The following is a 21,188-nucleotide window of genomic DNA, read 5'->3' on the forward strand; positions in this document are numbered from 1 at the left end:
AAGATGAATAAATCGCTATCGAACGGCAAATATATAAGCTATAATCCTGCCTTTAAAGACATAGGGGAATCACGGGAAAAGGAGGGAAAACAAGGGGGATACGCAAGGCAAACTGTCCATTTGGTTTATATTAAACTACATTCCTGCAGTATAGACGTGCTGATAGAAGCAGACTATTGCCAAATATTAAGTTCAACAATGTGTTTGATGCCTGCGAACACCACAGGCACCCGATGAATGTCGGCAGGCTTTTGAAGACACAAAGATGATGGAATAATCGAGAAAAAGGGAAAACATGGTGAAAACCCTTATTACGGGGGATGCAAGAAAGTTTGTGTCGTAAAAGATAGGAACAAAAACGAAAGCAAATCTTAACTCAGGAAAAGAACTTTCAGGTTTAAGCTCTCACAAATCATCAAAGATGACATAACCATATATGAAGTCGGCAGGGGAAATGAAAGTTCATCATCTCTTTATGAAAGCCATAAAAGAAAAGATCGTTTTTAGCAATATCAAGACCTCTGCAAAACTCCTTTTAGGGGAGAATACCACACTTGATTATCAGCAAGTTATATTCACTGCTTTCTTCTTTTTGTGGACTTTTGCAGAGGTCTCAATATCATGATTCTTCCATGCCATATGCATGAGGATGGAGACAAATTGGTTTTGACCAATTATCTCTAGATGTGGAATTGAAGAAAGACTTGGATTGCCCTTCATTGCAGGAAAAAGTCAAAGAGTACAACCTTGTCATTACAGAGCAGGACAAATTCATACCACACTGGTATAGGAAATAGTCTATGAACTAACTATGTAAGACAGGGCTATCCACATTATCTGTCGCGGATTTCCCCTCAATTTAATGATACCTTGTAGTTTCTTTTTCCTATTCGCACAACGTAGAACCCTTGGGGCAAGGGAACTTCCATGCGATTAGTCACCTGGCCTTTCCAAACAACCTGTCCATTGATGCTATATACATTGACGAATACAGGTCCTTGGGCACCACCTGTTGTCTCGATATGCAGCGTGCCAGCCTTTCCGTACACTTTGTATGCATCGGTCGGCATGGTTGGCGTGCTGATGGAAGTCGGCCATTGCCAAGCCTCCAACTCTACAATATTCTTGAACTCCGAAAACACCATGGATGTGCGGTAGGCATCGGCAGAACCCTTTGGAACATAAAGAATAGCAGTTTCCATCGGACAAGAGTGGAATGGCAGATATGGGCCATCGCCATTTGTCCATTCTGTAGTCACTGGTGGAATTATAGGCCGTGCGTAAACCTTTTGCAATTTACTATTATTCCAAAATGCATTTCTGCCTATAAATGTCACACCTGCCGGAATGTCGATGGAATCCAAGGGGGCACTATCGAAAGCGTGTTTCTCAATACGCGTAACCGTGGAAGGAATGTTTATTTTACGGAGCCTGAGGTTCCAAAAGAAAGCTCCTACGCCAATTCGTGTAATTTTGCCCGGAATATTCACCTCTTCCAAAGCACTGCACCAATAAAAAGCATCATCTCCTATCTCCGTCAATTTGTCGGTAAGTATCGTTGCCTTGCGCAATCCTGCCATACCGTTGAAAGCACCTCTTAATACTCTCACGTTCTTGGGTATTACCACTTTCTCAATCGCACGTATCCCGTAATACGCTGCACCATCCAAGATTTCAACAGTTTCAGGCAAGATGGCGACAGAAGGAGATATTTCACGACAGTTATGAAAAACGCCACCATACATTTCTCGAAGTTGGGAAGGGATATTCACTTCTCTAAGGTTACAACATTCCGCAAATAAGTCTTTATTGAGAATTTTAAGATTGTCCGGAAGTCTCACTTTTTCTATTTCTGTGCTATAAGTAAGTAAATCTCTACCTATTTCTTCCACGCTTTCGGGAATAATCAATTCTTTAAGAAGTACATTATAGTCAAAGGCATTCTTGCCTATTTTCTTGAGCGTTTTGGGCAACTTATAGTCTTTTATGTAACTTCCTGAAAAAGCATAGTCAGGCAGAGCATCGTTTACCATGTGTGCCTCCTCCAAATCCAGATGACGTAGGTTCGTTTTGAAGTCATCTTCTTTTTCCTGCATTATTTTCAAAAACTTCTCAACTTTCATTCCTGTAGGCTTTGGAACACCAGGCCAACACAGGTAGTGAAGGAAGGCGATGTCTCTGTCATTAAGTGTTCCTGTCACCCGAATGTGGGTGAGTTCTTCGGCTCCCGGTCCTATCACATCCTGTAACGTCCCCGGAGTTTCCACATGATATTCCTGCGCTTGGGCGGTTAGTGTGAATATCAGCAACAATAGTATTGAGTAAAGTCTTGATGTCATGGTTGTTTGCATTAAACGTTATAATGAAACCTTGTAGCTTCTTTTTCCTATTCGCACAACGTAGAACCCTTGGGGCAAGGGAACTTCCATGCGATTAGTCACCTGACCTTTCCAAACAACCTGTCCATTGATGCCATATACATTGACGAATACAGGTCCTTGGGCACCACCTGTTGTCTCGATATGCAGCGTGCCAGCCTTTCCGTACACTTTGTATGCATCGGTCGGCATGGTTGGCGTACTGATGGAAGTCGGCCATTGCCAAGCCTCCAACTCTACAATATTCTTGAACTCCGAAAACACCTCAGAGGCACGGTAGGCATCGGCTGAGCCTTTCGGAACATAGAGAGTTACCAACTCTTCATTACAATCTTCGAATGGTAAATATGGAGAAATAGCAGTAGGTTCATTTGTTTTAGGAGGAGTAATCGGACGGGAATAAACTTTTTTCAGATTGCGATTGTTCCAAAACGCATTCCTGCCAATAAAGGTCACACCTGCCGGAATGTCAATGGAATCCAAAGGTGCACTGTCAAAGGCATTTTCTTCGATGCGTGTGACAGAGGAGGGAATTTCTATCTTATGAAGTTTAAGGTTCCAAAAAAAAGCTCTTTTGCCAATTCGTGTGATTTCGTCCGGAATATTCACTTCTTCCAAATTTTCACACCAATAAAAAGTATCATCTCCTATCTCGGTTAATTTATCGGTAAGAATTGTTGCCTTGCGCAATCCTCCCATACCGTCGAAAGCACCCCTTAACACTCTCACATTCTTGGGTACTACCACTTCTTCAATCGTTCTAATCCCATAATATGCCGCGCCATCCAAGATTTCAACTGTTTCAGGTAAAATGGCAATAGAGGCAGGGGCTTTGAGGCAGCCATAAAAAACACCACTGTATATCTCTCTAACTTCCGATGGAATATTAACCTCTTCCAACTTTATGCAATTTCCAAACAATAATTCATTAAGGACCTTAAGCTTTTCGGGGAGTTTAACCTTTCTTATTTCTACGCTATAAAAAAGCAGATTCTTACCTATCTCTTCCACACTTTCGGGAATAATCAACTCTTTGAGAAGCACATTGAAACTAAAGGCCTCGTTGCCTATCTTCTTGAGCGTTTTGGGTAGTTTATAGTCTTTGATGTAACTGAAATAAAAAGCCTTATCGGGCAGAGCATCATTCACCATACGAGCATCTTCCAAATCTAAATGACGTAGGTTCGTTTTGAAGTCATCTTCTTTTTCCTGCATTATTTTCAAAAACTTCTCAACTTTCATTCCTGTAGGCTTTGGAACACCAGGCCAACACAGGTAGTGAAGGAAGGCGATGTCTTTGTCGTTAAGTGTTCCCGTCACCCGAATACGAGTTAGTTCTTCGGCTCCCGGTCCAACAACTTCCTGCAACGTCCCCGGAGTTTCCACGTGATATTCCTGCGCTTGGGCTGTTATTGTGCATATCAGCAACAATAGTATTGAGTAAAGTCTTGATGTCATGATTTATTGAATTTATGATTAATGTAAAAAGAGGAGAAGAAGTGCCATAAAGCACCTCTCTCCTCCAGTAGAATTTATTCCTTTACAAACTTTACAGATTCTTTGATCTGGCCATTTCGTTCGGTAATTGTGGCAACATAGATACCCTGTGGCAGGTGGGAAACATTGATTCGCATTTCTTTCTTCGTACTGTCAATGCTGTACTTCCCGTAATTTAACCAATTTTGGACTCCGGTAATGCACAGTTCGTATTGTCCATTCGGAAGGTCATACGAAACTGTCAATTCCGATTTGACGGGAATAGGAGAAACCTTCATTTTTCCTTTCCCTGCTTTCACGAGAAGTTCATCGGAAGTGAGATAGCCATCTTTCTTTGCCGTCACTTCAACCCTATAGGTTTCATCTCGAGTGGGAGTGCAGGTCATTTCCGCCCCTTCGGCAATCATTTTCCCATTGGAATCAAACCATTGGTAGATGGCATCTTCGTCCACTCCCGTTACAGAAAGTGTTACCTTTCCTTCATTCTCATTCTTGATTATTTGCGGATGTATTACCGGTCGCGGCTCGCGGATGATCTCGAAGGTCTCTCCTCCGATAACTTCTCCATTTTTGTCCTTCTGGCGTAGGAGTATGGTATGCTTTTCCGGATTGCTTCCGAAAGGAAGAACGGTCTTGAAGTTCACACTCAGTTTAACGAGACCGACGTCCTTGGGGGCAAGCTTAATATTGTCCAGGGAGCCGTCCGATGAGATAAGCTCCTGTATGTAAGGATTGCCTGTGGATTTTATTTTTACGCCCTTATTGCCTCCTTCGTTCCAAGCAGAGAGGACTTTGGGAGCCATACGAAGCAGCACTCTTGCATTGTCAAAGAGGGTGTTTGAGCTTCCATTAGTTGCATTCGGTAACTCTATCACATCAAGACTGTAAGACTCCTTGGTCTTAAGATGATTTACAAGAGAAACCGCTCCTTCATAAGAGGAACCGGAGCCAACATTTGTTATTGTTAGGTTTTTCTGTGCAATATTATTGTTGCGTGCTATCATTTTACGAATATCAGACACATCGACATAAGGGTCATTCTTGTCTGCAATCTTCAATAATAGGCAGAAATGCCAAAGGTTCTCCCCACTAATAGCTGCATTTGCTATACTTTCATATCCTTTAGGGTTAATTGGTGTCCAATCTATTCTAGCAATTGCAGATTTGCCCGGTTCTATTTCTGGTATTGAAGCGATATATGGAATAAATCCTCCGAGAGGAAGACCTACCATAGAAATGCCTCCTGTCCACGCTTCAGGCCATTGTAGGTTCGTCCCCGCCTTAGCCCAAAAGCCTATAACTTTCGATTCGGGAGACTTCTTCTGTCCCCTGTTCCAAACTCTTACATAAATGTAATTTTCTTGAGCAGGCAAAGGATTCTGATGTTCTTCTATACCATCTTTTTGATGTCTGACCCAAATTTCGGGAGCACTCCAATAGTTATCATTCGTAATAGTCGTATTTGGTTCAAATCCTTTATCCTCGGCATTATCTTTGATATACAGGTCATAGTCCTTCAAGAGCGTAGGGAAGCCATACTGGTTCATCGGTCCAATGGAAGGATCACTGTCGTCACTATCCTCCTCCAACTTGGCATTTGCGGGGAGGTTTTGAGGACGCGGTCCGATTCCCCACCAATAGTATCCGTCGTTATCCTTATCATAGGCCGGTGCCGGTTTGGAAATTGCCGAAATCAACTGACTATAGATAGGAGGATACTTGCTGGACCAATCGTAATTGTAATTGTACTTGTACTCAAAGGGAAGTGTGGGAGCCGCAGAAGAAACCATATTGTTGATATTCACAAACGCATACAAGAACCCATGGTCTCCCCAGTTCTCTCCCCAACTGTTTTTGAAAATCCAAACAGTCTGACCTATGTGAGGGTCGCCGGGTTTAACCACAATCCGTGTGGTATAGTGCTCATAAACGACATCTCCCGCTTTTATCGTCTTGTAACCTACCAGAGTCATGGCATGAGACCAAGAACTGATGCGTCCGGCAAGTGGGCTCTTAATCAGCATGGATTTCAATTTTTCAATTGAGGCGAATTCATTGCCTTTGATAGGGTTGAACAATTCTTTTCCCGCATTTTTTATCGTATACAGAGGTTTACCTTTTTCGGAACAGGGACGATCCTGCGCTTTGTATGGGAACGACATCTCATCCTGAATCCATTTGCGACTGATGTAGTCTAATGCGAAAGGAGTCCATCCTCCGTTGCAACTTCCCGCGTTGGAACAAGACACCAATTCTTGTTCGGAGAGGTCAAAATTGCAGGCCGTATTCTTGTGGAGTTTTGCAACGGCTTCCATAGCTCCTACGGCAGAGAAAGCCCAGCATGAACCACAGTTCTTTTGATCTTTTACCGGAGTAATCCACCCTGTAATCTCATTCTGGAAATAGGGAGATCCCTTGACAGTAGCACTGTGGCGCGTCCTCCAGTCGAAATCAGGAACATAAGAGGATTTTTGATATCTGACACTCGGAACATCAACATCAATGATACCGCCGATATAGTATTCCGCTCCCTTGAAGTTGGGAACCGTTCCTCCATACATCTCTTTCTTCTCTTCGTATGAAAGCCGTCCGAACGGTGTGTCACCTGCTCTCCATAGTGCACCGGAAGCCTTCAATTCCAAATTGAGCCGATATATTAAATATTTAATTCGGGTATCTTCGTCAATGAAAGTAGGTGGTAAGGTGACTGTCTTTGTACGAGCCTGAAGGGATGCAGAAGGTGCCTGTTGAGGAGCCGATAATCCCGAAACGGTGATTTTAAGATGCTCCACCATAGCATCGGAAATGAGGATATGGACTTTTTCGGGCACAAAATCCTTTATTTTCCCAGTCTCAAACCCCATAAGTTCAAAATTGTCCTTACCTTCTTTGAAAGCAAGGAGGGGAAACGATTCATAAATAAGTTTCTCATACCCATATTCGTCTGCCACCAATATCCTAACATGTCCATTGGGAGAAGTAAACTTTATGCTTCCACTTGTGAGGATGCCGGAAATGTTCCCTGCCTCATTTTTGTTGAATGATAAGAGTGTTTCGTCCTGCGACAAAACCTTCGCAATATCCGTTTCAAAATTCTGTGCCTGCATATTCAAAATACAGGCAAAGACAAAGACGAAAGTCAAAAAAATGTAATTCTTTTTCATAACCATTGTGTTTTTAAGAGTGAAAAAATAGAATCCATAATCAACATGTCCTCCTTTCTATAACTATGGCTTTGAGATGAAACATTCATAGATCTATATGCTTTACTATAGTGTCTGTCGTCTGTCAATTCAAAACTCCTCGTCGCAAATATACATAAATAATTTTACTCTTGCAAATTTTCCTTGCTTTTTTTGGGGAGAAATTCTCTTTATGGTGAATTTTCAAAGAATTTCGACTGTCGGTTCAGAGAATGGATATACCATTTTGCTGTCTCCGTCATAGACAGAGAGACCTTTGCAAAGCCCAATAAATAGGAGGCTATAAAACTACTTTGCAAGATGTGCCGGTGAAGGAAGTTCCTTAATGCGTTTCGTCTCTGCATCCACAAGTGAAAGTATTTCTTGTCTGATACGTTTGTAGTTGGCTTCGATGGTCTCTTTGAGATTGTCGAATCCATCTTCATTTGTAAAGTCTGCGATTACAGGGATGGATTGGTAGGCTTTCATCTCGGCAGAGACTTTTACAGAGTCCACAACAATCTCCGCGTGGAAAATCTTCTGGTCAATGCGCTCGTCAAAGTTGTCGGACATAGCTCCCACGAACATACCCTGCGTGAGGTTGGAAATTTTGCTTGCCGGGATAAGACTGTCCATCTGGGTGGAGATAGAGGTGGACTTGTCGTTTCGATTGATGGTCATCGATTGTCGTTGCTGCAAGACCTTGCCGAACCGCTCAGAGAGCGTCTTGGCCGTTTCGCCAACGACTTGCCCGGAAAAGACATTGCCCACAGTGTTCTGTATCACCTTACTCTCTTTGTCGCCATAATCACGAGTGAGCTGTGAGAAATCCTGAAAACCCAGACATACAGCGACCTTGTTGCTTCGGGCTGTGGCAATCAAGTTATCCAATCCACGGAAATAGATGGTTGGCAACTCGTCGATGATTACCGAAGATTTGAGCTGTTTCTTTTTGTTGATGAGTTTCACAATACGGCTGTTATATAGTCCTAATGCTGCCGAATATATATTCTGACGGTCGGGGTTGTTACCTACTACAAGAACTTTCGGCTCATTGGGATTGTTGATGTCGAGCGAGAAATCATCACCTGTCATCACCCAGTACAATGCCGGTGAAATCATCCTTGAGAGCGGTATCTTCGCTGAAGCTATCTGTCCCTGCAACTGGTCTTGCGCACCACCCTCCCAAGCATCCATAAAGGGCGAAAGGTAGTTAGCAAGCTCATCGTAGGAGGTGAGTATAGGGAAAATCTGTGCGTAAGGGCGATTCAGAAATTCAATGGCATGCGGAAAGGTGCAATACTTCCCATTCTCATAGATTTTCAGGAACCAGATGATAGCGGCAAGCAAGATAATTGGCGATTCTACAAAGAAATCTCCCTGCTTCTGAATCCACGAGCGGTTAAGGTTGAGCATGATGGTGTAGGCACTCTCATAAGCATCGGATATATCCGTCATAAAGGCAGGATTGATGGGATTGCAGCGATGCGACTTTCTCGGATCATCGAAGTTTATCACGAAGAACTGTGGGGTTACCTTGTAGGCGTCCAAATGATGGAGCAGGTGATTGTAGGCTATCTCCGACAAATCGGGAAACTTATAATCATAGATATACATGGCAAAGCCCTTTTCAATCTGCTGCTTGATGTAGTTGTTTACGATGGCGTAAGATTTACCCGAACCCGGTGTGCCAAGCACCATTGAGGCACGGAAAGGATTGACCACATTGATCCAGCCCTTGTTCCACTTCTTCTTATAGTAGAAGCGTGTAGGGAGGTTTACCGAGTATTCGTTTTCCATTAACCTCGTTTCCTGCATGAAGCTCTCATTCTCAGTATTGAATACATCATCCATCAGGTTATTTTTGAGCAATCGACTCATCCATACACCACCCATCAGCAGGCAGATATAGCCAACGGACAGTGTGAAGATATAGAGCGTAGCTGCACCGACTTTACCGATGGGCAGTGCAAGCAGCCACCAGTTGAAGAAGAAAAAGACGAAGCCGGAGAAAAGCACCGTCCAAATCTTTGGCCACGTGATTTTCTCTTCCTTTACGCCCTTTGTTCCAAGACAGGACAAGGCAAGAAACACTACACAAAAGAGTTTCGTCCAAAGGATGGACGAAAACAAGCCCGCCGTGTGTTGGAAATTCATCAGTATCTTGTTGACGATACCGAGTGTAAAATGCCACTCTTGAAATGCTTCGTAGCAGAACCAATAGCAGTTGGTAAGTAGGAATATCACAGAGATACCCCGCATAAAGTCCATGACCTTACCCAATGCCCTTAAATCATCTTCCTGTGCCATAGTTGTATGCTTTTACATTTTGTTTTTTATCATTGCTTGAATAGCATTTGAATGCTATTTGAATCATTTATCGTTTTCTTCGTCTGAGATTAACCTTACTTTGTCTGCGGAGTTTACGCTGCCAAGCTGCCTCCTTCCAATCATCATTACCCATTGGAGCAAAAGGTTCGCCAACTAACTCCTCTATGAGGTCATCGACGATATTGTCGCTTTCCTCTGTGCTCGGTTGCATCGGCAAGGTAACGTTGGTTTGTTCGGAACGTAGGGTTGGATTGCCATACAGCGTTTCGTCCAAAAATGGATTATGGGCAGGATTAGAGAAATACGCATTGAATACATTGGCGGAATATCCCTTACCCAATCGTGAACCATTGAGAGCGATACCCTCTTCATCATCAATGAATGTAATGCCATAGATGCGCCCGCCCTCATTCTTTCGGACAACCGTCCGCAAACCTTGTTCTTCTAATCGCTGTCGCAGTGCTTTCTCTGTTTGAGGAGAAGTACGCATTACTTGCAGGACTTTCTCTCTTACGGCGGGTATCAGCGGCTTGATGGCTTGTTTGGATTTCTGCATCCTGTTCTGTACGGCAGTATAGCCCACACCACGACCGATGTCCGAGGCATGGATGGGCGTACTTAATTTGTTGGCCTTATCACCAGTCGGAACATAGACAAGCCCGTCGTATTTCTTTCCCCGAAACTCCGTCTTCACTTCTTCCACGGCAAGATTGTATGCTGAAAGAATAGCATTCAGTTCACCCAAGGAACAGAAGCGATAATGCTTCAGCACCATGCGGAGGGTGCTTGCCACCTGTTCCTTGGTATTTCCTCTGGTGGTATCAATCTTGGGTGTTTCATTCATCGCCTTGTCAGCGATCTTTGAACTTGGAATGAGTTCGTATTTTCTTTCCAAGGCATCGGTAATCTTCTTGCTCCTTCGCTTTTCAAACTTGTCGTTGATTTTCTTTCCCTCACCGTCTATCCGAAGCGACACAATGTGGATATGCTCACGGGCGATGTCGTTGTGCTTGAACACGATGTAGGGTTGTTTTCCGTAGCCGAGAGCCTCCATATACTCCTTGACTATCTGTGTGAGTTGCTCATCGGATAGTTTCTCGCCCGGGTGCGGATTGAGCGAACAGTGGAACACTGTTTTCTTGGTACGGCATTTCTCAGGGATAAGAGCCTGCATATCGCGAAGCACCTTATCTATTCGATAAGTGCCGTCAAAGCCCTCTCGAAGTTCATTCACGCATAAGACGGATGCCTCGTTGTGCTGCACCTTTTTGAAGTTGTAGCCCAATGCCCCTCCGAGATTCTCCGTTGCTGAAATCTTCGCTATCATGATCTTTATCGCCTGTCAAATTGCTCGGTTAGTTGTATCGTTTTCTGCTGTAACGTGATGATTTGAAGAGACAAATTCTCTAACTTTTCGAGCAATAGTTGTGCGGTCTTCACACTGTGATAACTGTTGATGGCACGCACGGTTTGGTTATACAGTACGCCAATCTTGTGGATTTGTGCCATGAGTTCTGAGAGTTTTCGGTAGTATTCCACGGCGGATTTATCCACCGTGATGACCTTAAAACTCTCCCCAAGAATACGACCACGCACGAAATCCGACTTGGTTTCCGCTCCCGATTTATGGAACAAATCAATCGCCCTTTGCTGGTCTTTCGGATTGGGCAACCGCACATGCCAGTTGTCCCAACGGGGCTTTTCTGCCCGTTTTCGTTCTGAACGACGTTCTCTTTCTTTATCCATATCCATTTAGTTTCTAATTACGACTTTGGAGTGATTATTCCCTCGCACCGAGGCAAGGGGCTTTGTGGTACAAACGGCGGTTTGTGTTACAAAGACACACCTTGCCAATATCAAGAACCGAAGGTCGGCGAAGCCAAATGATACGATTGAAGTATCCACCCTTTTGGGGTGTCTGCTTCGGGATATAACCTCCATGTATTATTCTCGCCTGCAAAGTTACGGCGAGTTTTCAAATATCTCATTATCAACGATATTCACTCTTTTTCCTTTCATTTCCCTGTACTTCACAGATGGTTGAAACTTAAGATAAAACCTTGTTATTTTGCAAACGGATTCAGTTGAAAGGCAGCTTGAAACCCGTATGGATTAAGATCCCAAAATGATAATTTCAACTTCAAAAAATCTCAATCAAGAATGGTTTGAATAGTTGATGATTTTATGCCTTTGAGCAGACTCAAAATTGAGCTGAGTTAAAACTAAACTTTTAGGTCGGGTCAAAAATATGGTTTCAACAACAAATATGACATGGCTTATCAGTCAAGATATACATCAACTTATAGCATAAGTAACAACCGACTATGAATATGGAAAAGAAAACAGACAATCCCATTTATCTGGGCTTCGCCTCACAGAAAGGTGGAGTGGGTAAAAGCAGCCTTGCCGAAGTGCTGGCATCCATTCTGTACTACGAAAAGAACATCTCTCTTGCCGTCGTGGACTGTGATGGTACGCAGGAATCCTTCTACAAACTCCGCGAACGCGACAGAGACCTCATCGAGTCCTCACCCGAACTGGGCAAAGAACTCCATGAGCGGCTGTCCCGCTACGGCAAGAAATCATACCATATCATCAGAAGCAAGCCGGAAAGAGCCGTTTCCGATGTCATGAAATACCTGCATAAAATGAAGACGGCACCGCAACTATTCATCTTCGACTTTCCCGGTCATGCCCTTACCAGTGCCATGATGGACCTGTCCATTACGATGGATTATATCATTTCCCCGATAGAATCCGATCCACAGTCGCTGGCATCGAGTTTTGCATACGCCAAGATAATCAGGGACTTGGGAATCGGCTTTGAGGGCTCACGCATTCAAGATTTCTTCTTGCTCTGGAACAAAATCAACCGCAGTGCCGGTACCACGGTCATCGACCTGTTCAGTCAGAATGCTGAGGAACAGGGACTGCCGATTTTCGATACCCGTATCTACAACTCCGTCCGCTTCAGCAGGGAATTGGCACAAGGGGGTGTCAAAGGTGTATTCCGCTGCTCCTACCTGCCCCCTGCACCGGCTCTCCGCCCTCAGACTGGGGTGGATGAGTGGGTAAAGGAGGTCATGGAGAAACTCAACCTGAAAACTGAGAACGGCGTATGAAATCACTGAAAGAGCAACGTGAAAAGCTGCTTCAAGCGAAATTGGAGGAGATGGCAGACATTGGTGTCAAGAAGCGCACAGAGGAGAACACACCAGACTTTGACGACCCCATTGATTTGGATGATGATTCAGACTCTGTGGAAGAAGATGCAAGTGCCTCTCTTTCTAAAATTGACGAACAGGAGGAAATACCGGAAGAAACTTCGTTTAATGGCAACAATGCCAAAACAGCGCAGCCCTCGAAAAGAAAGAGAAATGCCAGAACGAAGGATTCTTCCCCAGCAATGGACTTTCCTGAATACGAACAGCGATTTCTGACGGGTGTCCGCAACGGGCGCAACAAGTCGGGCTTCAGCATCCATACCGAGATACTCCAGATACTGCGTGATGTGCTGAACGACATCAGGTCGGAGGCTTCCATCACGGGGTATATAGAGAATATCCTTCTCGACCATTTGAAAACGTATCAGGATTTGTTGAATCATACCGCCTCACAGCGCAGGCGCGATAAAACCATAGACTTATGATTATCAATTTATTATTAGGAATATTGCTTCTGCTGGGCATTGCATGGATAACCCTCGCCATCGCATATCTCTGGAGGCTGTTCCAAGATTCAGCAACCCAATCGGAGAAAAACAACCCGAGCCGAAAAGAAAACAGACAAATCGAGCGTTCCAAGCCTTCTGTTTCCCAAGAGCAGATAGACAATGCCCGCCATATCTTGGTGGGCAGGAGCAAACCTTTCATTTCCCCGTCTGTCCCCGATGTTCCCGCTGTTTCCCCAACTGAAAATCCAGCCGATAATCCCAATACCTTTGCAGCGGAAAACTCACCGGTGCCCGAAGAAACAGAAGATACGGAAGGCACGGAAGAGGACAACGAGATGCAGATTGACTATACGATGGATGAACCGGATGAGGACATCATCGCCCGTGAGGAACTGCAAATCGCCGACGCTGCCTTGCCCGAAGTCTCACCGTCCGCTATTCTTGCGCGGGAAGTTGTCCGTGTTACCGGCTGGCATAAGAATGACAATACGCTTGACGAGGAAAATGAAGCCGAGGTGCAGGACACGCTGCAAAGCATACGGGGCACACAGCTCATGGACTACATCAAGGAGGCAACGCTCAAGCAGGAGAAAGACCATCAAAAGCTGCTCGCTGCCATCCGCAAAGTTGAAGAAGCGGAGTTGCAGGAGGATGATACGGCGACACCTGAGACAGACGATGAAAACGATAACGAGGGAACGGCGGAAGAAAAGCCGCTGTCCTACTATCTGTAAAACAATCCATATTGCAAACTGGGAAGGAGTAACGGCCGGAGTGGCTCACATGTAAAACAATCCCATACGATAAAATGAGGCCGCCTACACCGTCTCCTCCCATCAAAGAATATTCATTAACAACTTAAAATAAAAAGAACAATGAACAAAAAAATTACACTGATGCTGCTCCTGATGGCTGCCGCCACCGTAGGAGCATACGCACAGGGCAACGGTATGGCGGGCATCAACGAAGCCACCAAGATGGTAACATCTTACTTCGATCCCGGCACGAAACTTATCTATGCCATCGGTGCCGTAGTGGGCTTGATTGGTGGCATAAAAGTGTACAACAAGTTCAGTTCAGGCGACCCCGATACGAGCAAGACCGCAGCGAGCTGGTTCGGTGCGTGCATCTTCCTCATCGTGGCTGCCACTATCTTGCGTTCCTTCTTCCTGTAAAAGATGGCTAATTGGGAAATCAATAAAGGTGTAGGTCGGACGGTGGAGTTCAAGGGCTTGAAGGCGCAGTATCTCTTCCTCTTTGCAGGAGGATTACTGGCTGTTTTCATTCTCGTTGTCGTGCTCTACCTCTGCGGAGTCAGTCAAATAGCCTGTCTCATCATAGGCATAGTGGGTGCCACCCTCGTGGTGTGGCAAACGTTTGCCATGAACCGTAAGTACGGACAGTATGGGCTGATGAAGCAGGGGGCGGTGCATATGCACCCACGCTACCTTGTAAACCGCCGTACCGTCTTTCACCTTATCCGTAACCTTCAACCCAAAAGAAAGAAACAATGAGAAACAAAAGCAAGATAACAACTTTGGAGTCGAAGTTCCCGCTGCTCTCCATCGAGCAGGGGTGTATGGTGAGCAAGGATGCCGACATCACGGTGGCTTTCCGTGTGGAACTGCCCGAACTCTTTACCGTCACCTCTGCCGAATATGAGGCAATGCACTCGGCTTGGCACAAAGCGGTTAAGGTATTGCCCAATTACAGCATCGTGCATAAGCAGGATTGGTTCATCAAGGAAGACTATCAAGGCAAGCTCTCCGAGAGTGGATTGAGTTTCCTTGCCCGTGCATCGGAACGGCATTTCAACGAGCGTCCCTACCTGCATCATTCGGTCTATCTGTTCCTGACCAAGACCAACAAGCAGCGTATGGCACAGCAGAGCAAATTTTCCTCGCTCTGCCGTGGACACCTGCTGCCCAAGGGAATCACCAACAAGGACGAGGTGATGAAGTTCATGGAAGCCGTGGACCAGTTCGAGCGTATCATCAACGATACCGAACAGATAAGGATTATCCGCATGACAGAAGAGGAATTGGTCGGTACAAAGGAAAAAGGTGGTCTCTTGGACCGTTATTTCTCCCTCTCGGAAGAAGGATACGCCTCTTTGGAGGACATTCGCTTGGGTGCCGACCTCGTGCGTGTAGGCGACAATATGCTTTGTCTGCATACACTTAGCGACACCGATGACTTACCCACGAGTGTAAGTACCGACAGCCGATATGAGCGGTTATCGACCGACAGAAGCGACTGCCGCCTTTCCTTTGCCGCTCCCGTGGGCTTGATGCTGCCCTGCAACCACATCTACAACCAGTACATTTTCATCGAGGACAGCGACGCCAATCTTGAACGCTTCGAGAAGCAAGCACGGAACATGCAATCGCTGGCACGTTATTCTCGCTCCAATCAAATCAACGAGGAGTGGATACAAGAGTATCTCAACATCGCCCACTCGCAGGGCTTGACCTCCATCCGCGCGCACTTCAACGTGCTGGCATGGAGCAGCGATAAGGAGGAACTGCGGCAAGTCAAGAACGACGTCGGCTCTGCACTTGCCTTGATGGAGTGCCGACCACGCCACAACACCATTGATGCTGCAACGCTCTACTGGGCGGGTATTCCCGGCAATGCTGCCGATTTTCCTGCCGAGGAGAGTTTCTATACCTTCATAGAGCCTGCCCTCTGCTTCTTTACGGCAGAGACCAACTACAAGGACTCACTCTCTCCCTTCGGCATCAAAATGGCAGACCGTCTTTCAGGCAAACCCATCCACTTGGACATCTCCGACCTGCCGATGAAAAAGGGTGTTATCACGAATAGAAACAAATTCATCTTGGGTCCTTCTGGCAGCGGCAAGAGTTTCTTTACCAACCACATGGTACGCCAGTATTACGAACAAGGGGCGCACGTCCTCTTGGTTGATACGGGTAACTCGTACCAAGGGTTGTGCGAACTTATTCACCGCAAGACCAAAGGCGAAGACGGGGTTTATTTCACCTATACCAATGAAAGCCCCATTTCCTTCAATCCATTTTATACCGATGATTACTTCTTCGACGTGGAGAAAAGGGAGAGTATCTGCACGCTCTTGCTGACCCTTTGGAAGAGTGCCGATGAGCATATCACCAAGACTGAAGCGGGCGAACTCGGTTCTGCCGTCAATTCCTACATAGAGTTGATACGCTCTGATAGAAGTATTACGCCTTGCTTTAACACCTTCTATGAGTATCTGCGTGATGTCTATCGGGAGGATATGAGAAAGCGGGACATCGAGGTAACGCTCTCGGACTTCAACATCAACAACCTCTTAACGACATTGAAGCAGTATTACAAGGGCGGTCGCTACGACTTCCTTTTGAACTCGGATAAGAATATCGACCTGCTCTCCAAACGCTTCATCGTCTTCGAGATTGACCAGGTGAAGGATAACAAAGACCTATTCCCTGTGGTAACGATTATCATCATGGAAGCCTTCATCAATAAGATGCGACGGTTAAAGGGTATCCGCAAGATGATTCTCATTGAGGAAGCGTGGAAAGCCATTGCTTCGGCAAACATGGCGGACTATATAAAATATTTGTACAAGACCGTGAGAAAGTATTTCGGGGAAGCCATTGTCGTAACGCAGGAGGTGGACGACATCATCTCCTCGCCAGTAGTAAAGGAGAGTATCATCAACAACTCGGACTGTAAGATACTACTCGACCAACGCAAGTATATGACCAAATTCGACGGCATACAGGCGATGCTCGGCTTGTCCGAAAAAGAAAAGAGTCAAATCCTCTCCATCAATCAGAACAATGACCCGAACCGACTCTACAAGGAAGTGTGGATAGGCTTGGGCGGTATGCAGAGTGCCGTCTATGCTACGGAAGTGAGTATGGAAGAATACCTCACCTACACCACGGAGGAAACAGAAAAGGTTGAGGTTATGCAGCGTGCTGCACAGCTCGGTGGCGACATCGAGACGGCTATCCGGCAACTGGCCAATGAGAAAAGAAATCAATAAAAGTTTAACCGCGTAATACAATAAGCTTGAGAATATGACATCATATTCTCAAAAATATGACGTCATATTTCAAGAAAACAGTCGACTGATTTTCCGAGCAAGTCAAATGCTATTGTATCCACGCAAAAATCAATTTGTAAAATGAAAAAGAAAGTTTTAATGCTGATGATGAGTGCCATTCTCTTTATGAATGGCAAAGCCCACGCACAGTGGGTAGTGAGCGACCCGACCAACTTCGCCGGCAACATTGCCAATACGGTCAAGGAGATTGCCACCGCCTCGAAGACGGTAAAGAACACCTTGGACGGATTCAAGGAGGTGGAGAAGCTCTACAACGACACCAAGAAGTATTATGATGCCCTGAAGAAAGTGAACAACCTCATCGGTGATGCCTACAAGGTCAAGGAGTGTATCCTCATGGTGGGCGACATCTCGGAGATTTACGTTACCTCCTACAAGAAGATGCTCTCGGACAGGAACTTCCGTCCTTCCGAACTCGCTGCGATGGCTTCGGGCTACGCCAAACTATTGGAACAAAGCGGGGAGAGTCTCAAGGAACTCAAGTCCGTGGCCAAGTCGGGCGTGCTTTCGATGAATGACCACGAGCGCATGCAGACCATCGACCGTATCTACACCACATTGCGCGAATACCGCTCGCTCGTGTCGTACTACACAAGGAAGAACATCTCTGTGAGCTACGTCCGTGCAAGGGAAAAGAACGACCTTGCCTCCGTCAAGGCACTCTACGGCAACACGGCAAGCAGATATTGGTAGGTCGGCAATCCTACATTTTTCATTCATTACAGAATACTAAACACGAATAGTTATGGATTTTGCCAGTTTACACGAGCTCTTACGCTCCACCTACGATGAGATGATGCCCCTCTGCGCGCAGATGACGGGCATCGCCAAGGGGATAGCGGGATTGGGCGCACTCTTCTACATTGCCCTTCGGGTATGGGCTTCCATTGCCCGTGCCGAGGCAATCGACGTGTTTCCTCTGCTCCGCCCCTTTATCTTGGGCTTCTGCATCATGTTCTTTCCTTCGGTAGTGCTCGGAACGATGAACGCCGTACTCTCGCCTGTGGTGCAGGGTACGGAAATGATGGTACATAGGCAGGAGGGGAACTTGGCGGAGCTTACCGCCAAGAGAAACAAACTGCAGGAAGAAGCCTATTTGCGCAATCCCGAAACCGCCTATCTTGTCTCCAACGAGAAGTTCGACCAGAAGATAGAGGAAATGGGCTTCATCGGTCCCGAAGACGCCCTTACCATCGCCGGAATGTATGCCGAACGTGCCGCCTACCAAACCAAGCAGTGGGTGATGAAACTCGTTCATGATCTGATGGAACTTTTGTTCCATGCTGCAGGGCTTATCATCGACACACTCCGTACCTTTATTCTTATCGTCCTTTCCATCCTCGGCCCGGTAGTCTTCGGCATTGCCGTGTGGGATGGACTTTCGGGTTCTCTTACGGCTTGGTTCTCCCGATACATCTCGGTCTATCTGTGGCTTCCCGTGAGCAGTATCCTGACCGCTCTGCTCACCAAGATACAGGTGTTGATGGTACAGAAGGACATCGAGGCACTCAGCGACCCGAACTATCTGCCCGATTCGGGAACTTGGTATTACATCGTCTTCTTCCTCATCGGCATCGTGGGCTACTTCTGCGTACCTACGGTTGCCGGCTGGATTATCGAGGCAGGAGGCGGTATCGGTTCTTACGGGCGAAACGTCAATCAGACCGCACAACGTGGCGCACAGGGTGCATACACGGGCGGCAAATATTTGGCAGGCGGAGCGGGTGCCGTTGCGGGCAATGCCATCGGACGTATCAAGGGAGCTTTGCTTAAAGGCAAGTAGAGGTTAGAACGTGAGAATTTAGAGATAGAACAATAACTTAAATGATAAAAAGAAATGGAATTCAAATCACTTAGAAATATCGAGACCTCATTCAGGCAGATACGGCTCTATGCCTTTGTCTTTGCCATCGTCTGTGTGGCGGTAGGCGGTTATGCCGTCTATGCCTCGTACGGCTTCGCCAAGGAGCAGCGAGAGAAAATCTATGTGCTGGATCAAGGTAAGTCGCTCATGCTTGCACTCAGTCAGGATGCAAGCCGAAACCGTCCCGTGGAGGCAAGGGAGCATGTGCGCCGTTTTCACGAGCTGTTCTTCACCATCGCGCCCGACAAGGACGCCATCGAGAAGAACATGGAGCGTGCCTTCCTCCTGTGCGACAAGTCGGCTTTCAACTATTACAAGGACTTGGCGGAGAAAGGCTACTACAACCGTGCCATATCGGGCAATGTCAATCAACGCATAGAGGTGGACTCCATACGCTGCAACTTTGGTGCTTACCCTTACGGGGTAACGACCTATTCACGGCTGTTCATCGTCAGACAGAGCAATGTCACGGAGCGCAGTCTCATCACGACCTGCACGCTGCAGAACTCCGTCCGCTCGGACAACAATCCGCAGGGCTTCCTGATGGAGCAGTTCATGGTCAGGGAAAACAGGGACATACAGACCTATAAACGATAAGACTATGGCAAGGAAAAGAAACTATTTGCTCGCTCGCTACTATCTAAGGCTGCACCTGTGGCTTCGCCATCGGTGCGACAGGCTCACGGTAAGGCAGCGCAAGGCTATCGTCTATGGGCTGAGCCTTGTCTATCTCATCTGCTCTCTTTGGATGATTGCGCAGTTTTTTCTACCCCAAAGGGAGGAAGCGCTGCTCTTCCCCACGAGCGAGGTGGTGGACAGCCCCATACGAACGGACAGCCTTCATCGTATCACAGAAAACATTCACCAATTAGTATGTAAAAACAATGGAAAATAAACAGAAAGAACAAATGAAGAAAGGCTTGGTCTTCGGAGGGCTGGGACTGCTCTTTGCCCTCTCGATGTGGTTTATCTTCGCCCCTTCAGGCAAGGACAAGACTGCTGCAGAGCAGGGCTTGAACGACAGCATCCCACAGGCAACGACAGAAAAGCTCACCGAGAACAAGCTCAAAGCCTATGAGCTGGGTGACAAGGCGCACGAGGAGGAGCAGACCCGCGAGGAGATGGGCAGGCTCTCGGATTACTTCGCTGAAAATACGGCTCCAACGGAAACGAAACGTGCCGAAGCAGCCGTTTCCACAGCAAAGATAGAAAGCTCCATGCGCCGCTATGAGGAGAATACCCGCTTGCTTAACTCTTTTTACGCTCCCGATCCACACGAAGAGGAACGTGAGGCATTACGCTCGGAGATTGACAATCTCAAAAAGGAACTATCCTCCAAGAGCAGCAGGGAGGACGATGAAGAGAAACGGCAGCTCGCACTGATGGAAAAGAGCTATCAGATGGCGGCGAAGTACCTGCCAAAGGCTTCATCGACACCGCCGTCCCTGGGTGGTTCCTTTGTGGGAAGTACGGGTAACGCTACTTCAAGCACAGATACGGAACTTACAAAGGGGCAGGTTGCACAAACCAACACACCTGTTATGGAAGTCTTGGCAGAACGCAGACAGGTGGTGTCTTCACTCGGTCAGCCGATGAGCGATGCGGATTTCATCAGGGAGTATGGCACGAAAGCACGCAACATGGGTTTCCATTCACTTACAAGTCTGGCTGCACCCACGATGCGCAACACGCTCAAAGTGGTGGTGGACAGGACAACGACACTCAAGGAGGGTGACAACGTGGTACTCCGTCTGCTGGAAACCGCCAAGGTGCAGGGCTTGCGTATTCCACGGCAGAGCCGACTCATAGCTGTCGCCAAGATTGAAGGCAACCGTATGCATCTGCTTATCAAAAGCATTGAGGTGGACGCCCATATCATAGCCGTCAAGCTCTCGGCATACGACACGGACGGGCAGGAGGGCGTGTATATCCCAGGTTCGGAGGACATCAATGCTCTCAAGGAGGTTGGTGCCAACATCGGTGGCTCGATGGGGACATCGTTCACCTTTGCTTCCTCCGCCAAGGACCAGATTATCTCCGAGGCTGCCCGTGGGGTGATGCAGGGGGCAAGTCAGCTTCTCCAAAAGAAACTGCGTACCGTCAAGGTAACGCTCAAAGGTGGTTATCGCCTTTTCTTGGTGCAGACAAAATAAAACAATCAAAAATG

The 21,188-nt window shown here is 46.6% G+C and carries 17 protein-coding genes; 11 read left to right on the forward strand and 6 right to left on the reverse strand.

What is annotated here, in order from left to right:
• Positions 1–854: 854 nt before the first annotated feature.
• The 6 genes from POREN0001_RS07995 to POREN0001_RS08020 all read right to left on the reverse strand — a co-directional run bounded on the left by POREN0001_RS07995 (position 855) and on the right by POREN0001_RS08020 (position 11,134).
• A complete protein-coding gene (locus POREN0001_RS07995) occupies positions 855–2,339 on the reverse strand; it encodes a leucine-rich repeat domain-containing protein (protein WP_040581580.1) in 1,485 nt (494 codons plus the stop codon).
• A gap of 18 nt (positions 2,340–2,357) precedes the next feature.
• Positions 2,358–3,836, reverse strand: a complete 1,479-nt coding sequence (locus POREN0001_RS08000; RefSeq protein ID WP_040581523.1) for a leucine-rich repeat domain-containing protein — start codon at positions 3,834–3,836, stop codon at positions 2,358–2,360.
• Between the two features lie 74 nt (positions 3,837–3,910).
• Positions 3,911–7,039: a C1 family peptidase gene (locus POREN0001_RS08005; protein ID WP_040581526.1), complete on the reverse strand. Its 3,129-nt coding sequence runs from the start codon at positions 7,037–7,039 to the stop codon at positions 3,911–3,913.
• 327 nt (positions 7,040–7,366) lie between these two features.
• A complete protein-coding gene (gene mobC / locus POREN0001_RS08010) occupies positions 7,367–9,367 on the reverse strand; it encodes a conjugal transfer protein MobC (protein ID WP_004335156.1) in 2,001 nt (666 codons plus the stop codon).
• A gap of 67 nt (positions 9,368–9,434) precedes the next feature.
• Complete coding sequence (gene mobB, locus POREN0001_RS08015) at positions 9,435–10,715, reverse strand: conjugal transfer protein MobB (RefSeq protein ID WP_004335178.1); 1,281 nt, start codon at positions 10,713–10,715, stop codon at positions 9,435–9,437.
• Positions 10,716–10,720: 5 nt separating this feature from the next.
• Positions 10,721–11,134, reverse strand: a complete 414-nt coding sequence (locus POREN0001_RS08020; protein WP_040581583.1) for a plasmid mobilization protein — start codon at positions 11,132–11,134, stop codon at positions 10,721–10,723.
• Positions 11,135–11,712: 578 nt separating this feature from the next.
• Here POREN0001_RS08020 and POREN0001_RS08025 point away from each other — a divergent pair.
• The 11 genes from POREN0001_RS08025 to traM all read left to right on the forward strand — a co-directional run bounded on the left by POREN0001_RS08025 (position 11,713) and on the right by traM (position 21,174).
• Positions 11,713–12,510, forward strand: coding sequence for a ParA family protein (locus POREN0001_RS08025; protein ID WP_004335024.1), 798 nt, complete (start codon positions 11,713–11,715; stop codon positions 12,508–12,510).
• Complete coding sequence (locus POREN0001_RS08030) at positions 12,507–13,037, forward strand: DUF3408 domain-containing protein (protein ID WP_004335121.1); 531 nt, start codon at positions 12,507–12,509, stop codon at positions 13,035–13,037. The genes POREN0001_RS08025 and POREN0001_RS08030 overlap by 4 nt, the downstream gene beginning before the upstream one ends.
• On the forward strand, positions 13,034–13,795 hold the full coding sequence (locus POREN0001_RS08035) for a hypothetical protein (protein WP_004335002.1): 762 nt from the start codon (positions 13,034–13,036) through the stop codon (positions 13,793–13,795). Before POREN0001_RS08030 ends, POREN0001_RS08035 begins: the two co-directional genes overlap by 4 nt.
• A 141-nt stretch (positions 13,796–13,936) precedes the next feature.
• Positions 13,937–14,236: a DUF4134 domain-containing protein gene (locus POREN0001_RS08040; RefSeq protein WP_004335135.1), complete on the forward strand. Its 300-nt coding sequence runs from the start codon at positions 13,937–13,939 to the stop codon at positions 14,234–14,236.
• Positions 14,237–14,239: 3 nt separating this feature from the next.
• On the forward strand, positions 14,240–14,575 hold the full coding sequence (locus POREN0001_RS08045; RefSeq protein ID WP_004335059.1) for a DUF4133 domain-containing protein: 336 nt from the start codon (positions 14,240–14,242) through the stop codon (positions 14,573–14,575).
• The gene (locus tag POREN0001_RS08050; RefSeq protein ID WP_004334992.1) at positions 14,572–17,076 is read left to right on the forward strand and encodes a TraG family conjugative transposon ATPase; all 2,505 of its coding nucleotides are present in this window, start codon (positions 14,572–14,574) and stop codon (positions 17,074–17,076) included. The genes POREN0001_RS08045 and POREN0001_RS08050 overlap by 4 nt, the downstream gene beginning before the upstream one ends.
• Before the next feature lie 141 nt (positions 17,077–17,217).
• Positions 17,218–17,850 carry a DUF4141 domain-containing protein gene (locus tag POREN0001_RS08055; RefSeq protein ID WP_040581531.1) on the forward strand — a complete coding sequence of 211 codons (633 nt, stop codon included), beginning with the start codon at positions 17,218–17,220 and terminating at the stop codon, positions 17,848–17,850.
• Between the two features lie 52 nt (positions 17,851–17,902).
• Positions 17,903–18,940, forward strand: a complete 1,038-nt coding sequence (traJ, locus tag POREN0001_RS08060; RefSeq protein WP_004335132.1) for a conjugative transposon protein TraJ — start codon at positions 17,903–17,905, stop codon at positions 18,938–18,940.
• A gap of 54 nt (positions 18,941–18,994) precedes the next feature.
• Positions 18,995–19,618, forward strand: coding sequence for a conjugative transposon protein TraK (traK, locus tag POREN0001_RS08065; RefSeq protein WP_004335128.1), 624 nt, complete (start codon positions 18,995–18,997; stop codon positions 19,616–19,618).
• A 4-nt stretch (positions 19,619–19,622) separates the two neighbouring features.
• Positions 19,623–19,916, forward strand: coding sequence for a hypothetical protein (locus POREN0001_RS08070; protein ID WP_004335136.1), 294 nt, complete (start codon positions 19,623–19,625; stop codon positions 19,914–19,916).
• 13 nt (positions 19,917–19,929) lie between these two features.
• Positions 19,930–21,174: a conjugative transposon protein TraM gene (traM, locus tag POREN0001_RS08075; protein ID WP_420892100.1), complete on the forward strand. Its 1,245-nt coding sequence runs from the start codon at positions 19,930–19,932 to the stop codon at positions 21,172–21,174.
• Positions 21,175–21,188: the final 14 nt, after the last annotated feature.

It is taken from the genome of Porphyromonas endodontalis ATCC 35406 (assembly GCF_000174815.1).
Taxonomy (GTDB): domain Bacteria; phylum Bacteroidota; class Bacteroidia; order Bacteroidales; family Porphyromonadaceae; genus Porphyromonas; species Porphyromonas endodontalis.